This is a genomic window from Pedobacter sp. AC402, from assembly GCF_979252805.1.
Genome location: NZ_CEEDAI010000014.1, coordinates 43384 through 64528 on the forward strand (window position 1 = coordinate 43384; position 21145 = coordinate 64528).

The 21145-nt window shown below is 39.7% G+C and carries 14 protein-coding genes; all 14 read left to right on the plus strand.

Features of this window, described 5'->3' with window-relative positions:
* The first annotated feature begins 5 nt into the window (after positions 1-5).
* The 14 genes from AC0IWE_RS23210 (at position 6) to sov (ending at position 21096) form a co-directional block, all read left to right on the plus strand.
* Positions 6-320, plus strand: coding sequence for an acylphosphatase (locus tag AC0IWE_RS23210; RefSeq protein WP_471794932.1), 315 nt, complete (start codon positions 6-8; stop codon positions 318-320).
* A 78-nt stretch (positions 321-398) separates the two neighbouring features.
* Complete coding sequence (locus AC0IWE_RS23215) at positions 399-1877, plus strand: lipopolysaccharide biosynthesis protein (protein WP_471794933.1); 1479 nt, start codon at positions 399-401, stop codon at positions 1875-1877.
* Between the two features lie 61 nt (positions 1878-1938).
* On the plus strand, positions 1939-2370 hold the full coding sequence (gene dut, locus AC0IWE_RS23220; RefSeq protein ID WP_471794934.1) for a dUTP diphosphatase: 432 nt from the start codon (positions 1939-1941) through the stop codon (positions 2368-2370).
* 47 nt (positions 2371-2417) lie between these two features.
* Entirely contained in the window at positions 2418-4115 is a 1698-nt protein-coding gene (locus AC0IWE_RS23225) for a tetratricopeptide repeat protein (RefSeq protein ID WP_471794935.1), read from the plus strand.
* Positions 4093-4884: a lipoprotein insertase outer membrane protein LolB1 gene (lolB1, locus tag AC0IWE_RS23230; RefSeq protein ID WP_471794936.1), complete on the plus strand. Its 792-nt coding sequence runs from the start codon at positions 4093-4095 to the stop codon at positions 4882-4884. The genes AC0IWE_RS23225 and lolB1 overlap by 23 nt, the downstream gene beginning before the upstream one ends.
* Before the next feature lie 384 nt (positions 4885-5268).
* Positions 5269-6363, plus strand: a complete 1095-nt coding sequence (locus tag AC0IWE_RS23235; RefSeq protein WP_471794937.1) for a murein hydrolase activator EnvC family protein — start codon at positions 5269-5271, stop codon at positions 6361-6363.
* A 46-nt stretch (positions 6364-6409) separates the two neighbouring features.
* Positions 6410-6772: a Sec-independent protein translocase subunit TatA/TatB gene (locus AC0IWE_RS23240; protein ID WP_055910593.1), complete on the plus strand. Its 363-nt coding sequence runs from the start codon at positions 6410-6412 to the stop codon at positions 6770-6772.
* 11 nt (positions 6773-6783) lie between these two features.
* Positions 6784-6984, plus strand: a complete 201-nt coding sequence (locus AC0IWE_RS23245; RefSeq protein ID WP_029287719.1) for a Sec-independent protein translocase subunit TatA/TatB — start codon at positions 6784-6786, stop codon at positions 6982-6984.
* 18 nt (positions 6985-7002) lie between these two features.
* Positions 7003-8421 carry an Asp-tRNA(Asn)/Glu-tRNA(Gln) amidotransferase subunit GatA gene (gene gatA, locus AC0IWE_RS23250; protein ID WP_471794938.1) on the plus strand — a complete coding sequence of 473 codons (1419 nt, stop codon included), beginning with the start codon at positions 7003-7005 and terminating at the stop codon, positions 8419-8421.
* 122 nt (positions 8422-8543) lie between these two features.
* Positions 8544-9947 carry a lytic transglycosylase domain-containing protein gene (locus AC0IWE_RS23255; protein ID WP_471794939.1) on the plus strand — a complete coding sequence of 468 codons (1404 nt, stop codon included), beginning with the start codon at positions 8544-8546 and terminating at the stop codon, positions 9945-9947.
* Positions 9948-10055: 108 nt separating this feature from the next.
* On the plus strand, positions 10056-10856 hold the full coding sequence (locus AC0IWE_RS23260) for a Fic family protein (RefSeq protein ID WP_471794940.1): 801 nt from the start codon (positions 10056-10058) through the stop codon (positions 10854-10856).
* A gap of 116 nt (positions 10857-10972) precedes the next feature.
* Positions 10973-13294, plus strand: coding sequence for an NADP-dependent malic enzyme (locus AC0IWE_RS23265; protein WP_055910582.1), 2322 nt, complete (start codon positions 10973-10975; stop codon positions 13292-13294).
* 6 nt (positions 13295-13300) lie between these two features.
* Positions 13301-13885, plus strand: a complete 585-nt coding sequence (gene ruvA / locus AC0IWE_RS23270; protein WP_055910579.1) for a Holliday junction branch migration protein RuvA — start codon at positions 13301-13303, stop codon at positions 13883-13885.
* 11 nt (positions 13886-13896) lie between these two features.
* The gene (gene sov, locus AC0IWE_RS23275; protein ID WP_471794941.1) at positions 13897-21096 is read left to right on the plus strand and encodes a T9SS outer membrane translocon Sov/SprA; all 7200 of its coding nucleotides are present in this window, start codon (positions 13897-13899) and stop codon (positions 21094-21096) included.
* Positions 21097-21145: the final 49 nt, after the last annotated feature.

The window sequence follows — 21145 nt, forward strand, 5'->3', positions numbered from 1 at the left end:
TAAACATGAGCGAAAGAAATGTAGCGTCTCCTTCGGGAGATTTAGAGGTGAAACACCTTAATATAGTTGTAACAGGAAAAGTGCAGGGCGTTGGCTTTAGGGAAACCACTAAAATTATTGCCAATCAAATGATGGTAACCGGTTTTGTACGTAATGAAAAGGACGGCTCGGTTTACATTGAGGCAGAGGGTGAAGCTATTTTCCTGGAAGAATTTGTAAACTGGTGCAAGGAAGGGCCAGATCGTTCGCGGGTAGAAAATGTTGCCGTGAGCGATGGCGAAGTAAAAAACTACCGTAATTTCGAAATTTTAAGAAAATAAATTGCTGAACTGTTGGAGGGTTATATTGTTCGGTTAAGGAGCTTATTTCAATGCGCAGTGCTCAAATCCCAATCATAAATGTCTGTATATAAAAAGTTTCTTGGGCAAACCATGATATATGGTATCAGTACCATTTTTTCGCGGCTGTTCAATTTTATTTTAACCCCTGTGTACACAGGGGTATTTGCACCCGGTGTTTATGGTGTTTTCACTACAATGTTCAGCTATGTATCCATCATCAATCCTATTTTGGCTTTTGGTATGGAAACTACTTTCTTCAGGTACTTGAATAAGCATGAGGATAGGAAACAGGAGGTGTATAACAACAGCTTTTTGGTAATTGCTTTTATTTCGACCCTGTTTTTAATAACCGCATTAATTTTTTCTGATTATTTGGCAAGGTATACCCTTGATGGAAACATTGCAGGGTTGGCCGATCAAAAATCTTATGTGCATTATTTTGTCTGGATCTTGTTTGTGGATGCAATCAGTGTAATTCCTTTTGCCAAGTTAAGGGCTGATGGGAAACCATTTAAATATAGCGTGATCAAGTTTTTAAATATCGGAACTTTTGTGGGCCTCAATTTAATGTTCATCTATGTTATACCATTTTTCATTAAACATGATATCCTTTCGGGATGGCTTTCTTCCTGGTATAACGGGCGTTGGGTGGGTTATGTGTTTATAGCCAATTTAATTGCAAGCATAGTTACTTTACTGATGCTTATCCCGCAGTTTATGGAAATCCGGTTAAAGTTTAATAAAAGCCTGTTCCGTAATATGCTTGGTTATAGCTGGCCGGTTTTGGTTGCCAATCTTTCTTTCATTATCAATGAAAATCTGGATAAGATTTTATTGAGTAAATACCTGCCAGAAAGTATTTCCAGTCATGATGTGGGTATTTATGGTGCAGTTTGTAAGCTGGCCATCTTCATCAGTATTTTTAACACAGCATTTAGGTTGGGCGCAGAGCCATTTTTCTTTAGTCATGCCAAAAATGCAAATGCAAAACAAACTTATGCAACAATTCTGTACTACTTCGTACTTGCCTTATCAATCCTTTTTGTTGGCCTGACAGCCAATATTGAAATTATCAAGCATTTTATCAATTCGAGGTATTGGGTAGGACTCAACGCGGTTCCATTCCTGTTGTTCGGCTATGTTTGTTTGGGTATTTACATGAATCTCTCGGTATGGTACCGTTTATCCGATCAAACCAAATACGGTTTATATATTTCACTGATTGGTGCAGTTTTTACCATTATTATGAATATAATCCTAATTCCTAAATTTAGCTACATGGGCTCTGCCTGGGTATCAATGTTTGCTTATTTCATCATCATGGTAATTTCTTATCTGCTGGGGCAAAAGCATTATCCTATCCCCTATAAACTTAAGGCAATGAGTATATATATATTGGTTTCTATTTTAATGGTATACTTATCATTCTGGGTTTTCAAACGTAATATTTACATTGGCAACGGCATTTTAGTATTATTTTTAGCAGGTGTTTACTACTTTGAAAAAAATACGGTAATGAAAATTTTAAAAAAATAAAGGATTTCACGTTGCTGATTTTGTCTAAAATCTCATATCTCCAATCTCACATCTAATAAAAATGGAAATAAAAATAATCAATAAATCTGAGCACGCGCTTCCACAATATGAAACAGCCCACGCAGCAGGGATGGACATCCGGGCATCGATAACTGAAGAAATTGTGTTGAAACCTTTGCAGCGGTTGCTCGTACCAACAGGGCTGTTTATTGAGCTTCCAATTGGCTATGAAGCGCAGATCAGACCACGGAGCGGACTGGCTTATAAACATGGCATTAGTATTGTAAACTCACCGGGTACGATTGATGCTGATTATCGTGGTGAAATAAAAGTTTTATTGGTAAATTTATCAGATACGGATTTTAAAATTTTAAATGGCGATAGAATTGCTCAAATGGTGGTGGCCAAACATGAAACCGTTAGCTGGCAGGCTGTAGCAGAATTGGGCGAAACGGCCCGTGGCGAAGGCGGTTACGGCCATACCGGGAAATAAGTGTGGAGTTAGCCGTTTTTAGTTAATTTTTGGATGGATAAAATGATATGAAGTACAAAGTACATTTTCTTATCGGAGCTACTTTGTTTGGCTTCAAGGCCTTTGGTCAAAGCATAATTGCGCCAGCCAGCAACCGTGATAGCAACATGGTAAAACAGTTGTTTTTTGCGGGGCTGCGAGAGAAAATGTCTGAAAATTATGTGCTGGCTTCTACTAATTTCAATAAAATTGTAGGTTTAGATCCTAATAACCATCCCGCTTATTTCGAGCTGGCCAATGCAAATCTCCGCCTGGACAAACTAAACGAGGCAGAGCAGAATATAAAACAGGCCATTAAGTTAAATGCCGAAAACCTATGGTACTGGCGCCTACTTGGAGAGGTATATAAGCGAAACAATAAAATGCCAGAACTGATCGAGGTATTTAATCAGCTGATCCGCCTTGAGCCAGAAAATGATGCTTATTATTTTGATAAGGCCAACGCACAGTTTTTAGCCAACCAGCTTGATGCAGCAAAAAAGACTTATGACGAAATTGGTGCCAAATTTGGGGAATCGAGAGATTTGGTAAATGCGAAAAAACGGTTTCAGGCAAATGGAAGTGCAACAGAGAGTGATATTGTTAAACTACTGGAGGGGAACCAGGCCGATGTAAAAAATTATTTATACGCAGCAGGTTTGCTTTTGCAAAAAGGAAACGATCCTGAAGCATTAAAGGTATTAAGCAAAGCACAGCAGTTGGAGCCAAATAATTTTGAGGTAAACCTTGCCCTGGCCGATATTTACCGCCGGCAGAAAAATGATGATGCTGCCTTTGGGGCATTAAAGCTGGCTTTCGAAAGTGCAGAAATGCCATTAACTGAAAAAGTTAAAATTATTGCCGCACTTTTTTCTAAACTTAACCAGCCTGTTGTAGCTAAAAATGTTACCGTACTGAGTAAGCTTGTTGCAGAAAAAAATCCAGGTGATGCTAAAGCACTTGCACTTTATGGCGATGTGTTGTACCAGCAGAATAATTTAAAGGATGCTTTGGTGCAGTATGAGGCTGCTTTAAAGCTCAATGAACAGATTTATGTGGTTTGGGAACAGGTAATTAATATCCAGACGTTACTGGGCCATTATGATGAAGCTGTAAAAGTTGGTGATGAAGCCCTCACCATTTACCCCAATCAGGCCAGTTTATATTATTACATGGCTTATGCCTTGTTTAAAACAGGTAAATATGATGCAGCCCAGAACAACTTAAAAACCTCATTGCAATTGGATGTGGAGAACAAGAGCCTCCAGACACAGATTTATGCCTTGCAGGGCGATATTTATATCAATCAGAATAATTTTGCCTCAGCTAAAACGGCTTTTGAAAAAGCAATATCACTTGAGCCTGATAATTACCTGATCATGAATAATTATGCCTATTACCTGGCCTTAAAAAATGATGATCTGGCAAAAGCGGCCAAATATGCCGAAACTGCAGCCAACGGTATGCCCGATAATCCATCGGTTACCGATACTTATGCCTTTATTTTGTTTAAGCAGCAAAATTACGATCTGGCAAAAACATGGATTGAAAAAGCCTTACAAAACAATAGCAATAAGAACGGTGTTTACCTGGAGCGATATGGAGATATTCTTTTTATGAAAGGTGAAAAGGATGCGGCATTAATCCAGTGGCAAAAGGCTAAGGATGCCGGAAACGGTTCGGAAGTATTAATTAAAAAGATAAATGAAAAGAAGTATTTTAAATAGCGTAACCCTGTTGGGAGTTGTGGTTTCTATATCGGCCTGTAAGCCTAAGAAAGAAATTGTGGTAGCTCCTCCAACCAAAGTGGAAACCAAAACCGATAATTCAAAAGCAGAAGCCTTAACCTTATTAAATAGCAAACAGCTAAAATTCAATACCCTTTCTTTAAAGGCCAAAGCTACTTTGGATATTGCCGGCGATGTGAATGATGTAACCATGAGTTTCAGAATGAAGGACAAAGAGATCATTTGGGTTAGCATTACGGCATTGGGCGGGGCATATGAGCCGGCAAGAGCATTGATTACCCCTGATAGCATTAAGATTATGAACAGGGCAAAAAGCGAATATTTGAAAAAACCATTCAGCTATATTTATAATTTCACCAATAAACAGGTCAACTTTAATACCTTACAGGCCATTTTAACCGGAAATGCCATGGGCGAGTTTTTAACCCAGCAATCGGATGTTAAACAGGAAAACGGCGCCTGGGTAGTTTCGGGAAGTAAATCTGAGCTTGACTATAAACTGCTTTTTAATACGCTTTTAAAAGTTGCGGAAACAAATTTGAATGATGTAAAAAATGGTCAGGCATTAAAAGTTACCTATACCGACTATCAGAAATTAAACGAATCCTTATTTCCAAGTGCCCTACAGATCAAAACCCTATCTAAAGCCAAGAAAATAAATATCGACCTCCAGTTTGTGAAAATTGATGGCAATGTTCCTGTTGATTTTCCGTTTAATGTACCAAAGAGATTTGGAGTTGTAAAGTAAGACTTAACTATGGTTAGGTATCTATAATGAGTTGCCAAAGTGATTCTGCTGCATTGCAAGGGTTGCCATGGCAATATTTGCATTATATGAAGATTAAGTGAAGACAGTTCTGTAATAAGCGATTATGACTTTTGTATCTCGATTTTAATACTTTTTACTATAAAATTTTTATACTTTTGGCTTAATGAAGCTACAAAAACTCCTATTTATCCTTTTTTTAAGCATGCTTACCCTTTCGGCGGTTGCACAAACTGAAAGTCAGCTCAGAAGGAAAAAGAAGCTATACAACGCGAAATTGAACAGCTTCAAAAGAATTTAAATAAGGCTGCCAGTGGTAAAAAACTTACCCTGCAACAGATTAATGCGATAAATGCCCAGATCAGGTTGCGCCAGGATAAAATTGGTACAATCAATTCTGAAATAAAAAATCTGGATAACCAAATCTCTCAGAACACGAATACCGTACATACGTTACAAGGCCAGTTAGGCGATCTTAAAAAGGAATATGCAGGAATGATCCGCTTTGCACAACGGAACAGAAACTCTTATGATAAGATGATGTTCATTTTTGCAGCGAAAGATTTTAACCAGGCTTATAAAAGAATAAAATATTTACAGCAGTTTAGCCAATACCGCAAAAAACAGGCTGGTTATATCGAAAATACACAGCAAGACTTAAATGGCAAGATTAAAGTGCTTGATAAAACACTTCGGGAAAAAAGTGATCTGTTAAAAGAACAGGAAAGGGAGCGTGAGCGCCTGGGTAAGGATAAAAGTGAGCAGGCGGTAGTTTTAAAGAATTTAAGCAAGCAGGAATCTCAGTTTAAGCAGGATATCAATACCCGCAAAAAACAACAGGTACAGATTGACAAGGCAATCCGTTTGGCGATCCAGAGAGCAATTGAGGAAGCCAGAAGAAAAGCTGCAGAAGAGGCCCGTATTGCTGCTGCTAAAGCAGCAGCTGAGGCAAGAGCGGCAGCAGCCAAAGCAAAAGCCGAAAACAGGCCGGCACCGGCAGCTCCGGCAGCAGCAAAAGAGAAGAGTACCAATGAACTGCTTACCAACGATGCCGGTTCGGCTAAACTGGCAGCAGGATTTGAAAATAACCGTGGTAGATTACCATATCCTGTTTCAGGAACAATTACCGAACATTTTGGTGTTCACAAGGTAGATCAGGCATCTATGAACAATGAGGGGGTAAACATTACAGCCTCAGAAGGTTCGGCAGTGAGGGCGGTTTTTGATGGTGAGGTTTTAGGAGTAAGCCTTATTTATGGTAAGTACGTTGTAATTTTAATGCATGGTAATTATTTTACCATTTATCAAAACCTTAAATCGGCCAGTGTAAGCAAAGGAGATAAGGTAAGTACCCGCCAAACAATAGGTGTGCTTGCAAATTCAGGAGATGTTGCCGAGCTGCACTTCGAAATTATGAGGGGACAGACAAAATTGAATCCAGAGGCCTGGATTAGTAAGTAAAAGAATAGTTTTTAAAATGTATATATTTGTATAAATTATATTAGTGATGTATCAAGGCACGTTATTAGAGTTTTTAAACATGGGTGGATCGGAGATCGTGCTCATTTTAGTGGTAGTCTTATTGTTGTTCGGTGGTAAAAAGCTACCTGAGCTTGCAAGAGGGCTGGGGAAAGGGATCAGAGAATTTAAAGATGCATCTGATGGTGTGAAGCGTGAAATTCACAGAAATATCAATGCTATGGACTTAGATAAAGAAGAAGCGGAAGAAACAGCTGTAAATAACCATAGCCAACGTCATCATCCGACAGAAGAAACACCTGTTGATGAAAAGGTTGAGGCCAGTGCGCCACATATAGACCTGGCCAAGCCTACCGACGAAAAAATTGTAACTGACAAAGAAAAAGTTTAAACAAGAAAATCATGTTAAATACAACAATAGCAGCAATGCTTGGAACACCAGAAATTATCATTATTGCAGTAGTGGTATTGTTATTATTTGGTGGTAAAAAAATTCCTGAACTGATGAGAGGTTTAGGTAAAGGTGTTAAAGAATTTAAAGATGGTAAAGATGGCGTTGATGGTGAACAGGTAGATCCATCTAACCGTGATAAAACTGTTTAATTGCAATAAATTTTAGTTTTGAAGAAATACAGCTCTCTTAAAGAGATACAATCGCTTATTTCGCAAAAGCAATTAACTTTACCCGATTTATTGGCTTATTATTTTAAGCAAATTGAAAAAAATGAACACCTCAATGCATTTAATGAGGTGTTTTTTTTATCGGCCGAAGCTCAGGCGAAAGCGATACAGCAAAAAATAGAAGAAGGTACTGCGGGTAAACTTGCAGGGATGGTGATTGGTATTAAAGATAATATCTGCTATAAAGACCATATTGTTACTGCATCTTCAAAAATGCTCGAAGGCTTTGTATCGCCATATTCCTCAACGGTTGTAGAACGTTTACTGGCGCAAGATGCCATCATTATCGGCCGGTTAAACTGTGATGAATTTGCCATGGGCGGTTCTAACGAAACTTCGTTTTATGGAGCCGTTAAAAATGCCGCAAATCCTGAACTTGTGCCGGGAGGATCTTCTGGAGGTTCTGCTGTAGCTGTTCAGGCCGATATGTGTTTATCTGCTCTGGGTACCGATACCGGAGGTTCAGTCCGCCAACCGGCTGCTTTTTGCGGTCAGATTGGATTAAAGCCAACTTATGGCCGAATTTCCAGGTATGGTGTTATTGCGTACGCTTCATCTTTTGATCAGGTTGGCCCAATTACTTCATCTGTAGAGGATGCAGCCCTGCTTCTTCAGGTTTTGGCTGGTGCTGATGATTACGATTCGACAGTTTCGCCCTTAGCCGTTCCGGACTATCCTGCTCAGTTAAATGAACATAAAAAACAAAAAATAGCGGTTTTAAAAGAAACGATAGAAAGCGATGCGCTTGATCCTGAGATTAAAACAGCAATTTTAAAATCAATTGATAAACTGAAAGCAGATGGGCATACGATTGAATATGTTTCTTTCGATCTTTTGGATTATTTGGTTCCTGCTTATTATATTTTAACCACAGCCGAGGCCTCCTCAAATCTTTCCAGGTATGATGGGGTGCATTATGGCCATCGTAACCTGGAAGCAAAGTCTTTAAACGAACTTTATAAGCTATCAAGGGCAGAGGGATTTGGAGAGGAAGTGAAGCGCAGGATCCTTTTAGGAACTTTTGTGTTAAGTGCCGGATATTATGATGCTTATTATCAGAAAGCGCAGCAGGTAAGGCGTTTAATAAGAGAAAAAATGGATGGGTTATTTCAGGATTATGATTTAATTCTTTCTCCTGTGGCACCTACAACTGCTTTTAAAATCGGGGATAACCTACAGGATGCGCTGGTGATGTACATGGCCGATATATTTACGGTATTGCCATCTTTAAGCGGTAACCCGGCAATTGCTTTGCCTTTAGGCAATAATAATGATGATTTGCCGTTAAGTATTCAATTTACAGCCAAACATTTTGAGGAAGATAAGCTTTTGGCTTTTTCTCAGGCTTTTTTAAAATAGGCATTAGCTCTTTGAGCTGTGTGCAGTAACTGCCATGCCGTCCTGATGTTTTCAGGACTGGCATCTATACAATAGATTCTGAATCAGGTTCGGAATGGCGGTACTGAATAAACCAATAGCCCATGATTAAAAAATTACTTTTTGCTTCAATTTGTGCCTGCTTAGGATATATTTCTTCCGCTTCTGCGCAACAAACACTTAGATTAGATAGTCTCCCGAAGGTACACAACAACATTTTTATCAATACCGATACTGTAGCGGTTCCTTCAGTTTCTGAAAACCCGTTAACCATGGGACAGAACTTTATCTATAAGCTCAGGCTTGATTCCATCGCGAAAACAGTTCCACTTCCTTACAACGAATACGTACAGCAGTACATTGATATTTATGCGAAGCGTAAGGATATGTTTGGCAAAATGATTGGTTTATCGAGTTATTATTTCCCGATTTTTGATAAGGCTTTAAAAGATTATAACATTCCGCAGGAAATTAAATATTTAACGATTGTAGAATCACAGATGAACCCACATGCCATTTCCAGAGTTGGCGCAACAGGGATCTGGCAGTTTATGTTTGGTACGGGTAAAGCCTATGGCTTAAAAATGGATAATTTTGTTGATGAACGGAAAGATCCTATTCAGGCCAGTTATGCTGCCGCAGCTTATTTTAGGGATGCATTTGAAGAACTGGGAGATTGGCTTTTGGCCATTGCTGCCTATAACTGTGGTAAAGGCAATGTAAATAGGGCCATTGAAAAAGCAGGATCAAGGGATTTTTGGGTAATCAGACAGTTTTTACCTAAAGAAACCAGAAATTATGTGCCCGCTTTTATAGCTGCAGTATATGTAATGAACTATTCTGGCAAGCATCAGATTACCCCACAGGCATCGACCATGTTTTTAAAAACCGATACCGTTCAAACCACCCGTTTTGTTTCTTTATCTACACTGGCAAAGGTGCTCAATATTGAAGAGGCAGCGATGATGGCGTTAAATCCATCATATAAGAAAAAGATTGTAAACGGTACGGATGATGAACCGAAACGGATTGTGATGCCCAAACTGAAGGATATCGATTATGCGGGTATTTATGATGTGTTAAATAATCAGGAAGTTGAAGCAAACATGAGGGTTGTAGAGGCCAGCACTGATGATGTAAGGGATTTAAGGAAGAAAAAAGGTAAAAGTCTGGCCGTTTCTGCTGTAGTATACCATAAAGTTACTGCCGGTCAGAATTTAACGGCTGTAGCCAGTAAATATGGTGTTGAGGTACAGGATTTAAGGGTGTGGAACGGTTTGAAAAGTAAAACAATAGTACCGGGACAAAGGCTGAAAATTTATGCTAAAAACCGTACACCATTAAAGGCACCAGCATCATTTTTAAGTTATACGGTTAAAACCGGCGATACCTTATCGGAGATTGCTGAAAAATTTGATGGTGCGACCGTGCAGACAATCCGTCGCGATAACCGCCTGTCTAAAGCGGGTTTGCAAGTGGGTATGATTTTGAAAATTAGTAAAGGGTAATAAACCTGCTATAAAATCTTCGCTGAACTCTATCACTGCATTTCAGCTTGTACTTTAGCCGCTGATAAAATTAGATTTTTATTAAAATTCCTTTTGTAGTTTTACAATATGGATGATTTACTTTTAAATTACGACAAGACGGTAAAAGCGTATCAAAAAATTATTGCGGATAGTTTTAGCATTGCTGATTTCCGCGAATACAACGAGATTCTTTTTTCTGCACACAGTTGCGCTGTTGAGGGTAATTCATTTACTGTAGATGAGACAAGGGAACTAAAAGAAAAGGGAATGAGCCTCAAACTTCAAAATCATTCTCTTTTTGAAGCTTATGAGATATTGGATCATTTTAAAGCTTACGAGTTTGTATTCGACAACCTGGATAAACCTTTAACTGAATCTTTTGTTAAGCAAACCCAGGCAATAGTTGTTCAGAATACGATCAAATTTACCAAAGGTTACGATCCTGGAGAATATACCCAAACTCAAATGGCTGCTGGGGATACGGTTTTTGGCGATTTTGAAGTTAGTATTAAAAGAATGCCAGAACTGTTAGATTCAACTGAACATGCAATAGCCAGTGGCAAACTACATCCATTGGAGATCAGTGCACGATTTCATAAGTTTTTCATCTATCTCCATCCTTTTCCCGATGGTAACGGCCGTGTAGGAAGATTGATTTCCAATTACATTCTAGCCAGGTTTAAGCAACCACATCTGATTATAAAAGCAGTTGATAAAGCTGCCTATATCGAAGCACTTAAACTATCTGATAAACATAGGGACAATAGCATATTAACGGTCTATTTTGCCAATTTAGCCATCGAAAGGATGAATAGGGAGATCGAACAGAAAAAAAACCTAACCCAAAACTTCGAGATGAACTTCCAGCCCAGAAAAAGGAACCAGTAGGGGAATCTCCTTTCCTATATTGCTCAATTATTCTTATTTAACTTTTTTTGAACGGCTTTTATTTTAAGCCTCATAAAAAGAATTGTACCTTTGCAGCGTCACTAATAAGTTACTTAATGAGTAATACGAATAGAAAGCAAGATGCGTTGGATTACCACTCGCAAGGCCGTCCGGGAAAGATACAAGTAGTACCCACTAAACCTACAACATCGCAAAGGGATTTAACCCTGGCATACTCTCCAGGAGTTGCTGAGCCTTGTTTAAAAATAGCAAATAATAAAGATGATGTTTATAAATATACCGCAAAGGGTAATTTAGTTGCTGTAATCAGTAATGGAACAGCGGTTTTAGGCCTGGGCAATATCGGTCCGGAAGCCGGCAAGCCGGTAATGGAAGGTAAAGGCCTTTTATTTAAAATATTTTCTGATATTGATGTATTCGATTTGGAGCTGGATACCGAAAATGTAGATGATTTTGTGAAAATTGTTAAGGCTTTGGAGCCCACTTTCGGAGGGATTAACCTTGAAGATATTAAAGCACCAGAATGTTTTGAAATTGAAAGGCGTTTAAAGCAGGAAATGAACATTCCTGTAATGCATGATGATCAGCATGGAACAGCCATTATTTCTGGTGCAGCCTTGCTAAATGCCTGCGAAATTCAGAAAAAGAAAATAGATAAAATTCAGGTTGTGGTAAGTGGCGCCGGCGCGGCAGCTGTTTCCTGCTCTAAAATGTACCTCAGTTTAGGGGTTAAAAAAGAAAACCTGGTTATGTTTGATATCAATGGATTGATTGATATTCACCGTACCGATCTGGATGATATCCGCATGAGCTTTGCCACCACCAGAAAAGGCATTTCTAATATTGGAGAGGCGATGAAGGGTGCCGATGTTTTTATCGGACTTTCGGCTGCCAACGTTATTTCTCCGGATATGTTGGTGGGGATGGCTAAAAACCCGATTGTTTTTGCCATGGCCAATCCAAATCCTGAGATTGCTTATGAACTGGCCATTAAAACACGTAAGGACATTATTATGGCTACGGGCCGTTCTGATTATCCCAACCAGGTGAACAACGTGCTGGGTTTTCCTTATATTTTCAGGGGAGCGTTAGATGTTAGGGCAACCAGCATCAATGAAGCCATGAAAATTGCTGCGGTTAAGGCAATTGCAGAACTGGCTAAAAAATCGGTTCCAGAAGCTGTAAACTTAGCTTACAATGCCCGTAACTTAAAATTTGGGCGCGATTATATTATTCCAAAACCAGTTGATTTCAGGCTGATTACGGAAGTATCAACAGCGGTAGCAAAAGCAGCGATTGAGAGCGGCGTGGCCAGAAAAATCATTACCGATTGGGATGCCTATAATGAAGAATTAAGAAAACGTTTAGGCCTGGATGATGCCATTATGAGGGCGGTAACCACCAAAGCGAAGATGGATCCTAAACGTGTGGTATTTGCTGAGGCAGATAACTACAAAATTTTAAAGGCTGCCCAGATTGTAAAAGATGATAACATCGCTATTCCAATTCTTTTGGGAAATAAAGAAAAAATCCAGGCAATTATCGATGAACATGCACTGGAGCTAGATGGGGTAGAGATTATCGATCAGATGCAGAACCCTGACAAGACCAAACAATATGCAGAAGCATTATTTAAAAAACGTCAGCGTAAGGGTGTTTCTTCTATGCGCGATGCCACTAAATTATTGAGAGACCGTAACTACTATGGTGCATCGATGGTGGAGTTTGGCGAGGCCGATGCCATGATTTCGGGTTTGACCAAGAATTATGGTGCTACCATTAAGCCTGCTTTGCAGGTAATCGGGGTAGAGCCAGGCGTAAAACGTGTGGCTGGTATGTATATGATGATGACCAAAAAGGGGCCCGTTTTCTTTGGCGATACCACAGTAAACGTAGATCCAACGGCAGAAGAACTGGTGGATATTACCTTACTGATCGATAAATCTGTTAAGCAGTTTAACATCAAACCGCGTATTGCCTTATTATCTTATTCAAATTTTGGTTCGAATGATGGGGTAACACCAAATAAAGTAAGGGAAACGGTAAACCTTCTTCATAAAAACCATCCTGAGATTGTGGTAGACGGGGAGATGCAGGGAAACTTTGCCATTAACAATGAATTGCTGCAGGATAATTTCCCTTTCAGCACCCTGGCAGATGCTCCGGCGAATACTTTGGTGTTCCCAAATCTCGAATCTGGAAACATTGCATACAAATTGTTACAAGAACTTGGAGGGGCCGAGGCGGTTGGTCCGATCCTTTTAGGGTTGAATAAACCTGTTCATATTGTTCAATTAGGTAGTTCTGTACGCGAAATCGTTAATATGGTAACCATTGCTGTTGTAGATGTGCAGGCAAAAGAAGAAATTGCAACATCAAAACGAAAAGGTATATTTGGAAAAACAACTAAAAAGTAGCATTACATGTACGCCTATATTGATGGTAAATTGACATTTAAAAACCCGGCTTATGTTGTGGTTGAAGCCGGAGGTATAGGCTATCATATTAACATATCTTTAAACACATATAGCGCTTTAGGCGATGCTGAAAGGTGTAAACTCTACACCTGGCTACATGTAAAAGAAGATGCACACACATTATACGGCTTCGCTGATGAAGGCGAACGCCGTTTATTTTTACACTTGATATCGGTAACGGGCATTGGGCCGAATACAGGCAGGATGATTTTATCTTCCATTACCCCCGTAGAGATACAAACCGCAATTGTTAAGGCAGATTTGCCTTTAATTCAGCGGATTAAGGGTCTGGGCGCAAAAACCGCACAACGCCTGGTTTTAGAGCTTCAGGATAAATTAAAAAAGGAAGGTGTAGATTCATTAATTTCTATGCCTCAACACAATACTGTGAAAGATGAAGCGTTATCAGCATTGGTAATGCTCGGATTCGCCAAACAAACCGCCGAAAAAACTATAGACCAGATATTAAAAGTGACAGAGGGAACGCTTTCGGTAGAGCAATTAATTAAACATGCTTTAAAAACTTTATAGATCTACTGCCTTTGAAGAGAATATCTACATTTCTGTTTCTCATTCCTCTTTTTTTAATTGCTTCTCAAAACGCTTACACTCAAGTTGTTCCAAGCAAGGTGGATACAATTAAGCCAAAAAATAATTTTGGTTTAAAAGAAAAAGAACGTTTGGGCCTCAGTCCAGCTGTTAATCCTTTTTATCCATCTCCAAGTAATTTAAAGCGCGTTGTAGAATACGATGCTAAAAATAAACGCTATGTAGTTAAAGAACTCATAGGAGATAATTTTGTTTTAAATACTCAATATTTAACGATTGATGAATACCAGCGTCTGGTTAGCAGTGAGATCAAACGCGGCAATTGGCGCAGTATATCGAATGCCGAGGTAAGCGATTACAGAAGCACTGGTATTATTCCGCAGATTCAGGTAAACAGTAAAGCATTCGAAAAATTATTTGGTGGAACTACCATCGATATCCAACCCCGTGGTGAAGCCGAACTTACCTTTTTAGGCAGGGTGAATAAAAATGAAAATCCGCTTTTTAACGAAAGGCAACGGGTGCAGACAAATTTCGATTTTAACCAAAGGATCCAGATGGACCTGGTTGGAAATATCGGAACAAAACTAAAAATTAAAAGTAATTACAATACTGAGGCTCAGTTCGATTTTGAAAACCAGATTAAACTGGATTATACAGGGGGGCCGGATGATATTATCCAGAAGATTGAGGCAGGTAACGTAAGTTTGCCTTTAAATACTTCACTGATTACCGGAACGCAGGCACTTTTCGGGATTAAGACACAGCTGAAATTCGGGCGGTTGAATGTGACCAGTGTATACACTCAGCAGAAATCAGAATCAAGGGAGATTAAGATTACCAATGGTGCGCAGCAAAATACCACAACCGTAAATATCGATAGTTACGAGGCCAATAAGCACTATTTCCTATCGCAGTATTTTAGAAATAATTACAATAAAAACCTGGCTAATGCCCCAATTATTACCTCGCCGATCCAGATTACCAAAATAGAGGTTTGGATTACCAATAAAGCTGGAAATACCAACGATTCACGAGATGTATTGGGTTTAATGGATTTGGGAGAAAATGTTCCTTTCAACACATCTTTGCTTACCGGTGGAACTTCGGGTTTGCCTGCCGGAACTACCGCTACAGGTTTTTCACAACAATCTAACAACCTTATTGCACAATTAAATGCTTACCAGGGCGGGGCAATCAGACAAACAAATTCCAATGCTGTACTTTCTTTCTTTCAAACCACCCCGGCCAATAGCAGCAATACCGATAACTTTGCCAAACTTATTTATGCCAGGAAGTTAACCGAGCGCGAGTTTACTTTCCAGCCTCAACTGGGTTATCTATCATTAAACAATCCTTTAAATGCCGATGAGGTGTTGGCTGTTGCCTACCGTTATACTTATAATGGTGTAGAGTATCAGGTGGGTGAGTTTTCTACCGATGTTACTTTCGATGCTGCAAATCCAAAGGTGCTTTTTGCAAAACTTTTAAAGAACGAAACCACAAAAATTCAACTTCCTACCTGGGATCTGATGATGAAAAATATTTACTCTATCGGAGGATATCAGATCAGCAGTCAGAATTTTAAACTGGATATTTACCGCATTGATAATGAAACCGGTGTGGATAACCCGGTAATGACCGAAGGACAGAATACGGCCAATAAGCAATGGATTGCCTTAACGGAGTTTGACAGGTTAAACCAGCAAAATGAACGCAAACCGGATGGTATTTTCGATTTTGTGGCCGCAAATAATGCTTTTGGTTCTTACTCTACCGCAAGTAATGCCAACCAGGCCAGTATGTTCGGGGTGGGCAGTAATGGGCAAACATCATTGGTTACCAACACCAATTCGGGATATATTACCATTGATCCGGCAAATGGAAGGATTATTTTTCCGGTGATTGAACCTTTTGGTAAAGATTTGGCAGCAAGGTTTTTACCAAGTGAACAGGCCTTGATCAATAAATATACCTTTACTGCACTTTACGATTCTACACAAACCATTGCCAAGCAGTTGTTTCAAAATCAGAACAGGTACATTATTAAGGTAAATTATCAATCCGATATTTCCTCTGAATTCAGTTTAAATGCAATCAATGTTCCTGAAGGATCTGTAAAGGTTTTTGCAGGAACTATGCCACTAACGGAAGGTGTGGATTTTACAGTTGATTACCAGGGAGGCCGGGTGAGCATTATTAATCAGGCACTTTTGGTTTCCGGTCAGCCCATCAGGATTACCACAGAAAACAATGAGCTTTTTGGCTTGCAGCAAAGGTCGCTTTTTGGAACCCGTTTGGATTACCGCGTAAACAACAAGCTGAACCTGGGTGGAACGATCATGAACCTCACCGAAAAACCATTAACCCAAAAAGTAAATATTGGTGAAGAGCCAATTTCGAATACCATTTGGGGAGCAGATATCAATTACAGCTCACCATCGCGGTTTTTAACTAAAATGGTAGATAAGTTGCCGTTTATTTCTACCAAAGCCCCATCCAGTGTAACCTTTTACGGTGAATTTGCACAACTGATTCCGGGCCACCCACGAGCACTTAATTTTGCAGGAAGTAAAAATGGGGTAAGTTATCTTGATGATTTTGAAGCATCGCGGTCGGTAATCGATTTAAAAAGTGCCATTGCCTGGCAGTTATCAGGTACGCCACAACTTTTTTCCGAGTACGATAAGTCCAATGATTTATCGTATGGTTACAACCGCGCAAGAATTGCCTTTTATAATATAGACCCTACGTTTTACAACTCGGCGGCCTCAACTACACCGGCCAATATCAGGGGCAACCGCTCAGAACTTTCCAATCACTATGTAAGAGAGGTAATTGAGCAGGAGGTTTTTCCTTTTAAAGAAACTGCAACCGGACAGGCATTAAACATTACCACTTTTGATGTGGCATATTACCCTACGGTTAGGGGGCCATATAATTTCCGTACCACCGATTTCAGGCCGGATGGAAGCTTGCTGCAACCAAGAAATAACTGGGGCGGTTTTCAGCGTAAGATTGAAACCAACGATTTTGAAGCACTGAATGTTGGCTTTATTGAGTTTTGGGTAATGGATCCATTCATCTATAAACCGAATTCTGCAGGTGGTGATATGTATTTCAATTTAGGAAATATCTCAGAAGATATTCTTAAAGATGGAAGAAAATCGTTGGAGAACGGCTTGCCGGCCATAAACGATCCCACCAAATATGATGAAACTGCATGGGGCCGTGTACCAAAATTACAGCCGGTTGTGCAGGCGTTTGATAACAATGCCAACGCACGCAGGGCGCAGGATGTAGGTTTGGATGGACTATCGGATGCGGATGAAAAAATTAAGTTTGCTGCGGCCATTACACAGATTAAAGGCCAGTTGAATGCTACTGCTTCTACTGCGCTTGATGCGGATCCATCATCAGATAATTATGCTTATTTCAGAGGGCCGGCTTTAGATCAGATCAATGCAGGAATTCTTAAACGGTATGAGAAATACAATGGAACTGAGGGCAACTCGAAAACCTCACAACAATCGCAGGAAGAATTAGGGCTCGAAAATTCGGCTTCTACTTCATTGCCGGATGGTGAGGATATTAACCGCGACAACAACATGACCCAAAGTGATGAATACTTTCAATATAAAGTTTCCATCCGTCCGGGAGATTTAAACGTTGGACAGAATTTTATTACCGATAAAGTAACCTCTCAGGTAAAACTGGCCAACGGAAATACACAGGCTGTTTCATGGTACCAGTTCAGGATTCCAATCGGGCAATATCAAGATAAGGTTGGTGGAATTCAGGATTTTAAATCAATCCGTTTTTTCAGGATGTTTATGACCAATTTTGCTGATACCGCGATTATGCGTTTTGCAAAGCTGCAGCTTATCCGTGGTGAATGGAGAGAGTATAATGCATCAAATGTTGCCGCGCAGGTAATTGTTGATCCATCATTGCCAGCCTTAACCCCTGATAATTCTACCATCGAAGTTTCAACTGTTAATATTGAAGAAAATGGTAAACGTTCGCCTATCCCTTATGTAACTCCTCCGGGTATTTTGCGCGAACGTGATTATAGCAATTACCGTGGCGATACCAGGCTGAATGAACAATCGCTCTCAGTGAGTGTGAAAAATTTAAGGGATGGTTATAGCCGGGCGGCATTTAAAACTGCGTACAGCGATTTTAGATCTTACAAACATTTAGAGATGTTCGTTCATGCAGAGGCCATTAATAATCAATTGTTAAATGATAATGATGTTTCGGCATTTTTAAGGATCGGAACCGATAACCAGGATAATTATTACGAATATGTAATGCCTTTAAAGGTTACCAACCCGGGTACCAGCGATCCTGATGCCATCTGGCCGGAAGCCAATAGAATGGATATTGATCTGACGCTTTTCCAAAACGCAAAGTTGGCCCGTAACGTAGCAAAACAGGCAAACGGACAGCCTTGGCCTACCAATGTACCATTTACCTATACCGACGGATTGAGAACCATAGTTGTAAAAGGGCAGCCCGACATGAGCAAGGTTAGGGTGTATATGGTGGGGATTAAAAACCCTTTGCGTACCGTTACTGATGGGGCTAGGGATGATGGCCAGGATAAAAATGCGCTGGTTTGGTTCAATGAGTTAAGGTTGACCGAGTTTGATGAAAAAGGTGGATGGGCAGCAACAGGCAGACTGAATTTGAAGCTTGCAGATTTTGCAGATGTAAATATCTCCGGTAGTAAATCCACTATCGGTTTTGGTTCTATAGATTCGAAAGTGAGTGAAAGAAACCGTGCGGATAATGTGCTGTTGGATGTTTCTTCGGCCATGGAACTTGGTAAATTCCTTCCACAAAAATCAGGGGTTAAAATTCCGATGTTTGTAAGTTATTCCAAACAGGTTTCAACACCACAGTACAACCCAAGAACTCCGGATATTGAGCTGAAAAATGCTTTGGATCAATCAACCAAGGCCCAAAAAGATTCAATCCTGAATTTTGCACAGGATTACACCGTTAGGAGAGGGATCAACTTTACCAACGTAAGGAAAGACCGTGTAAACAACAGTAAACCCATACACCTTTGGGATATTGAAAACTTTTCGGCAAGTTATGCTTACACACAGTACAACCACCGCGATTTTATCAATCAAAGCAGCATACAGAATACTTACAGGGCATCATTACAATACAGCTATTCAAAAGAAGCCAAAACCATTGCCCCTTTCGAAAAAATTATTAAGTCTAACATGCTTGCCTTATTAAAGGATTTTAACTTTAGTATTTTTCCGAGTGCAATCAATTTCAGAATTGATGTAGACCGTTTGTACTCAGAAAATACCTTAAGAAATAACGATCCTAACAACACCATAGGGGTTTACCAGAGTGGTTATGGTACTACCTTTAATAAGAACTTTACCATGAGCAGGATTTATGGTATCGCCTGGAACCTAACCCGTTCGTTACAACTGGATTTTAACGCGACAAACTATTCCATTATAGACGAACCCGACGGTAGGATTGAAGGATTGAAACGGGATACGGTTTGGGAAAATTTAAAACGGTTGGGCCGGACTACCGATTATAACCACAACCTAAATGTAACCTATAATCTGCCGATCGATAAAATACCAGGGCTAAACTGGGTTACGGTAAAAACCCGTTATGGCACCAACTTTAACTGGCAAACCGAGCCGCTTTCTACCCTGCGCGATCCAAACATTAACCTTGGAAATACGGTTCAAAACAGCAGAACGGTTCAGGTAAATCCTACTCTAAACTTAACAACGCTGTACAATAAATTTGGTTTTATCCGCAACGCGGGTAATGACCAGGATGGCGGCGGCGCCAAGAACTTTTTCATTAATTTGTTAACGAGTTTGAAAAATGTAAATGCTAGTTTTGTACAAACAAAAGGTATTTTCTTGCCTGGCTATCTGCCAACAACCAAGTATTTCGGTATTGACAATGCTACCGGAGCCCCAGGTTTAGGTTTCGCTTTCGGCAGTCAGCGCGATATCCGTGAAATGGCATTGAACAATGGCTGGTTAACTACAGATACTTTGCAGACTCAGCTTTATGTGAACACACTCCGCGAAGATTTACAGCTTACCGGCCAGGTTGAGCCTTTTAAAGATTTACGGATCACTTTAAAAGCGAATAAAGCGCAAACCAGAAATTTTTCTACCAACTTCAGGTATGTGGCAAGTGCATCATCATTCGAGAATTTAAGTGCCATTACAACAGGCGATTATAGCGTTTCGTACATTGCCCTGGGTACTGCCTTTAAAGAAAGCAATTCGAGCACGGTTTCTTCTTTGTTTAACCAGTTTATGGCCAACAGGATTATTATTTCAAGAAGGTTGGGTGCACAAAATCCAAATTCTTCGGGCGTTAACAGCGGTTTTGCCGATGGTTATGGCAAAGAGAGTCAGGATGTAATTATTTCTGCATTTATGGCGGCATATTCTGGTAAGGATGCTGGTAAAACAAAAATGAATGCTTTCCCGAAAATACCGCTTCCGAACTGGAGCTTAACCTATAGCGGTTTAACGCGGATTCCTTTTATTGCCGATAAATTTTCATCAGTAGATATCAGGCATGGTTACCGTTCTGCTTATAATATCAATGGATTTAATTCATTGCTGCGTTATCAGGAAACCAATGGTGGGGTAAGCAGCAGGGATGTGAACAACAACTTTTTGCCCGAATACCAGTTTGCACAGGTAACCATTTCCGAATATTTTTCACCACTGATCGGTGTTGATACCAGGTTTAAAAATAACCTTACAGCATCTTTTGAATTAAACCGTTCGAGGTTGCTCGGCCTGAGTTTATCAAACAGTCAGCTGGCACAATTATCAGAAAACAATATGGTATTGGGTTTGGGTTATCGTACCAATAAATTCCGTTTTCCGTTTGGATGGTTTAAAAGCCTTAAAATGGATAATAATATGGATTTTAAATTGGATGTAGCCATTCGTGATAATAAAACCGTAATTTACCGGGCCGATGTTACCGAAGCGGAAGTATCATCAGGAGCGAAGAACATTACCTTGAGGCCAAGTGTCGATTATGTGTTGAATCAGAAATTTAATATCAAATTGTTTTACGATTCGAACATTACAAAACCATATACTTCACAAACTTTTAATACCTCGTTCAGTAATTTTGGCTTTAGCTTAAGGTTTACGTTAAATTAACCGGATACAGCTGATATTGGGAAGAAGTTGCGTTATAAAAGCTAAAATT

Excerpts from the sequence above, each read along its gene's own strand:
- AC0IWE_RS23210 (WP_471794932.1), top strand. The coding sequence starts at position 6 with ATGAGCGAAAGAAATGTAGCGTCTCCTTCGGGAGATTTAGAGGTGAAA.
- AC0IWE_RS23215 (WP_471794933.1), top strand. The coding sequence starts at position 399 with ATGTCTGTATATAAAAAGTTTCTTGGGCAAACCATGATATATGGTATC.
- dut (WP_471794934.1), top strand. The coding sequence starts at position 1,939 with ATGGAAATAAAAATAATCAATAAATCTGAGCACGCGCTTCCACAATAT.
- AC0IWE_RS23225 (WP_471794935.1), top strand. The coding sequence starts at position 2,418 with ATGAAGTACAAAGTACATTTTCTTATCGGAGCTACTTTGTTTGGCTTC.
- lolB1 (WP_471794936.1), top strand. The coding sequence starts at position 4,093 with ATGAAAAGAAGTATTTTAAATAGCGTAACCCTGTTGGGAGTTGTGGTT.
- AC0IWE_RS23240 (WP_055910593.1), top strand. The coding sequence starts at position 6,410 with ATGTATCAAGGCACGTTATTAGAGTTTTTAAACATGGGTGGATCGGAG.
- AC0IWE_RS23245 (WP_029287719.1), top strand. The coding sequence starts at position 6,784 with ATGTTAAATACAACAATAGCAGCAATGCTTGGAACACCAGAAATTATC.
- AC0IWE_RS23255 (WP_471794939.1), top strand. The coding sequence starts at position 8,544 with ATGATTAAAAAATTACTTTTTGCTTCAATTTGTGCCTGCTTAGGATAT.
- AC0IWE_RS23260 (WP_471794940.1), top strand. The coding sequence starts at position 10,056 with ATGGATGATTTACTTTTAAATTACGACAAGACGGTAAAAGCGTATCAA.
- AC0IWE_RS23265 (WP_055910582.1), top strand. The coding sequence starts at position 10,973 with ATGAGTAATACGAATAGAAAGCAAGATGCGTTGGATTACCACTCGCAA.
- ruvA (WP_055910579.1), top strand. The coding sequence starts at position 13,301 with ATGTACGCCTATATTGATGGTAAATTGACATTTAAAAACCCGGCTTAT.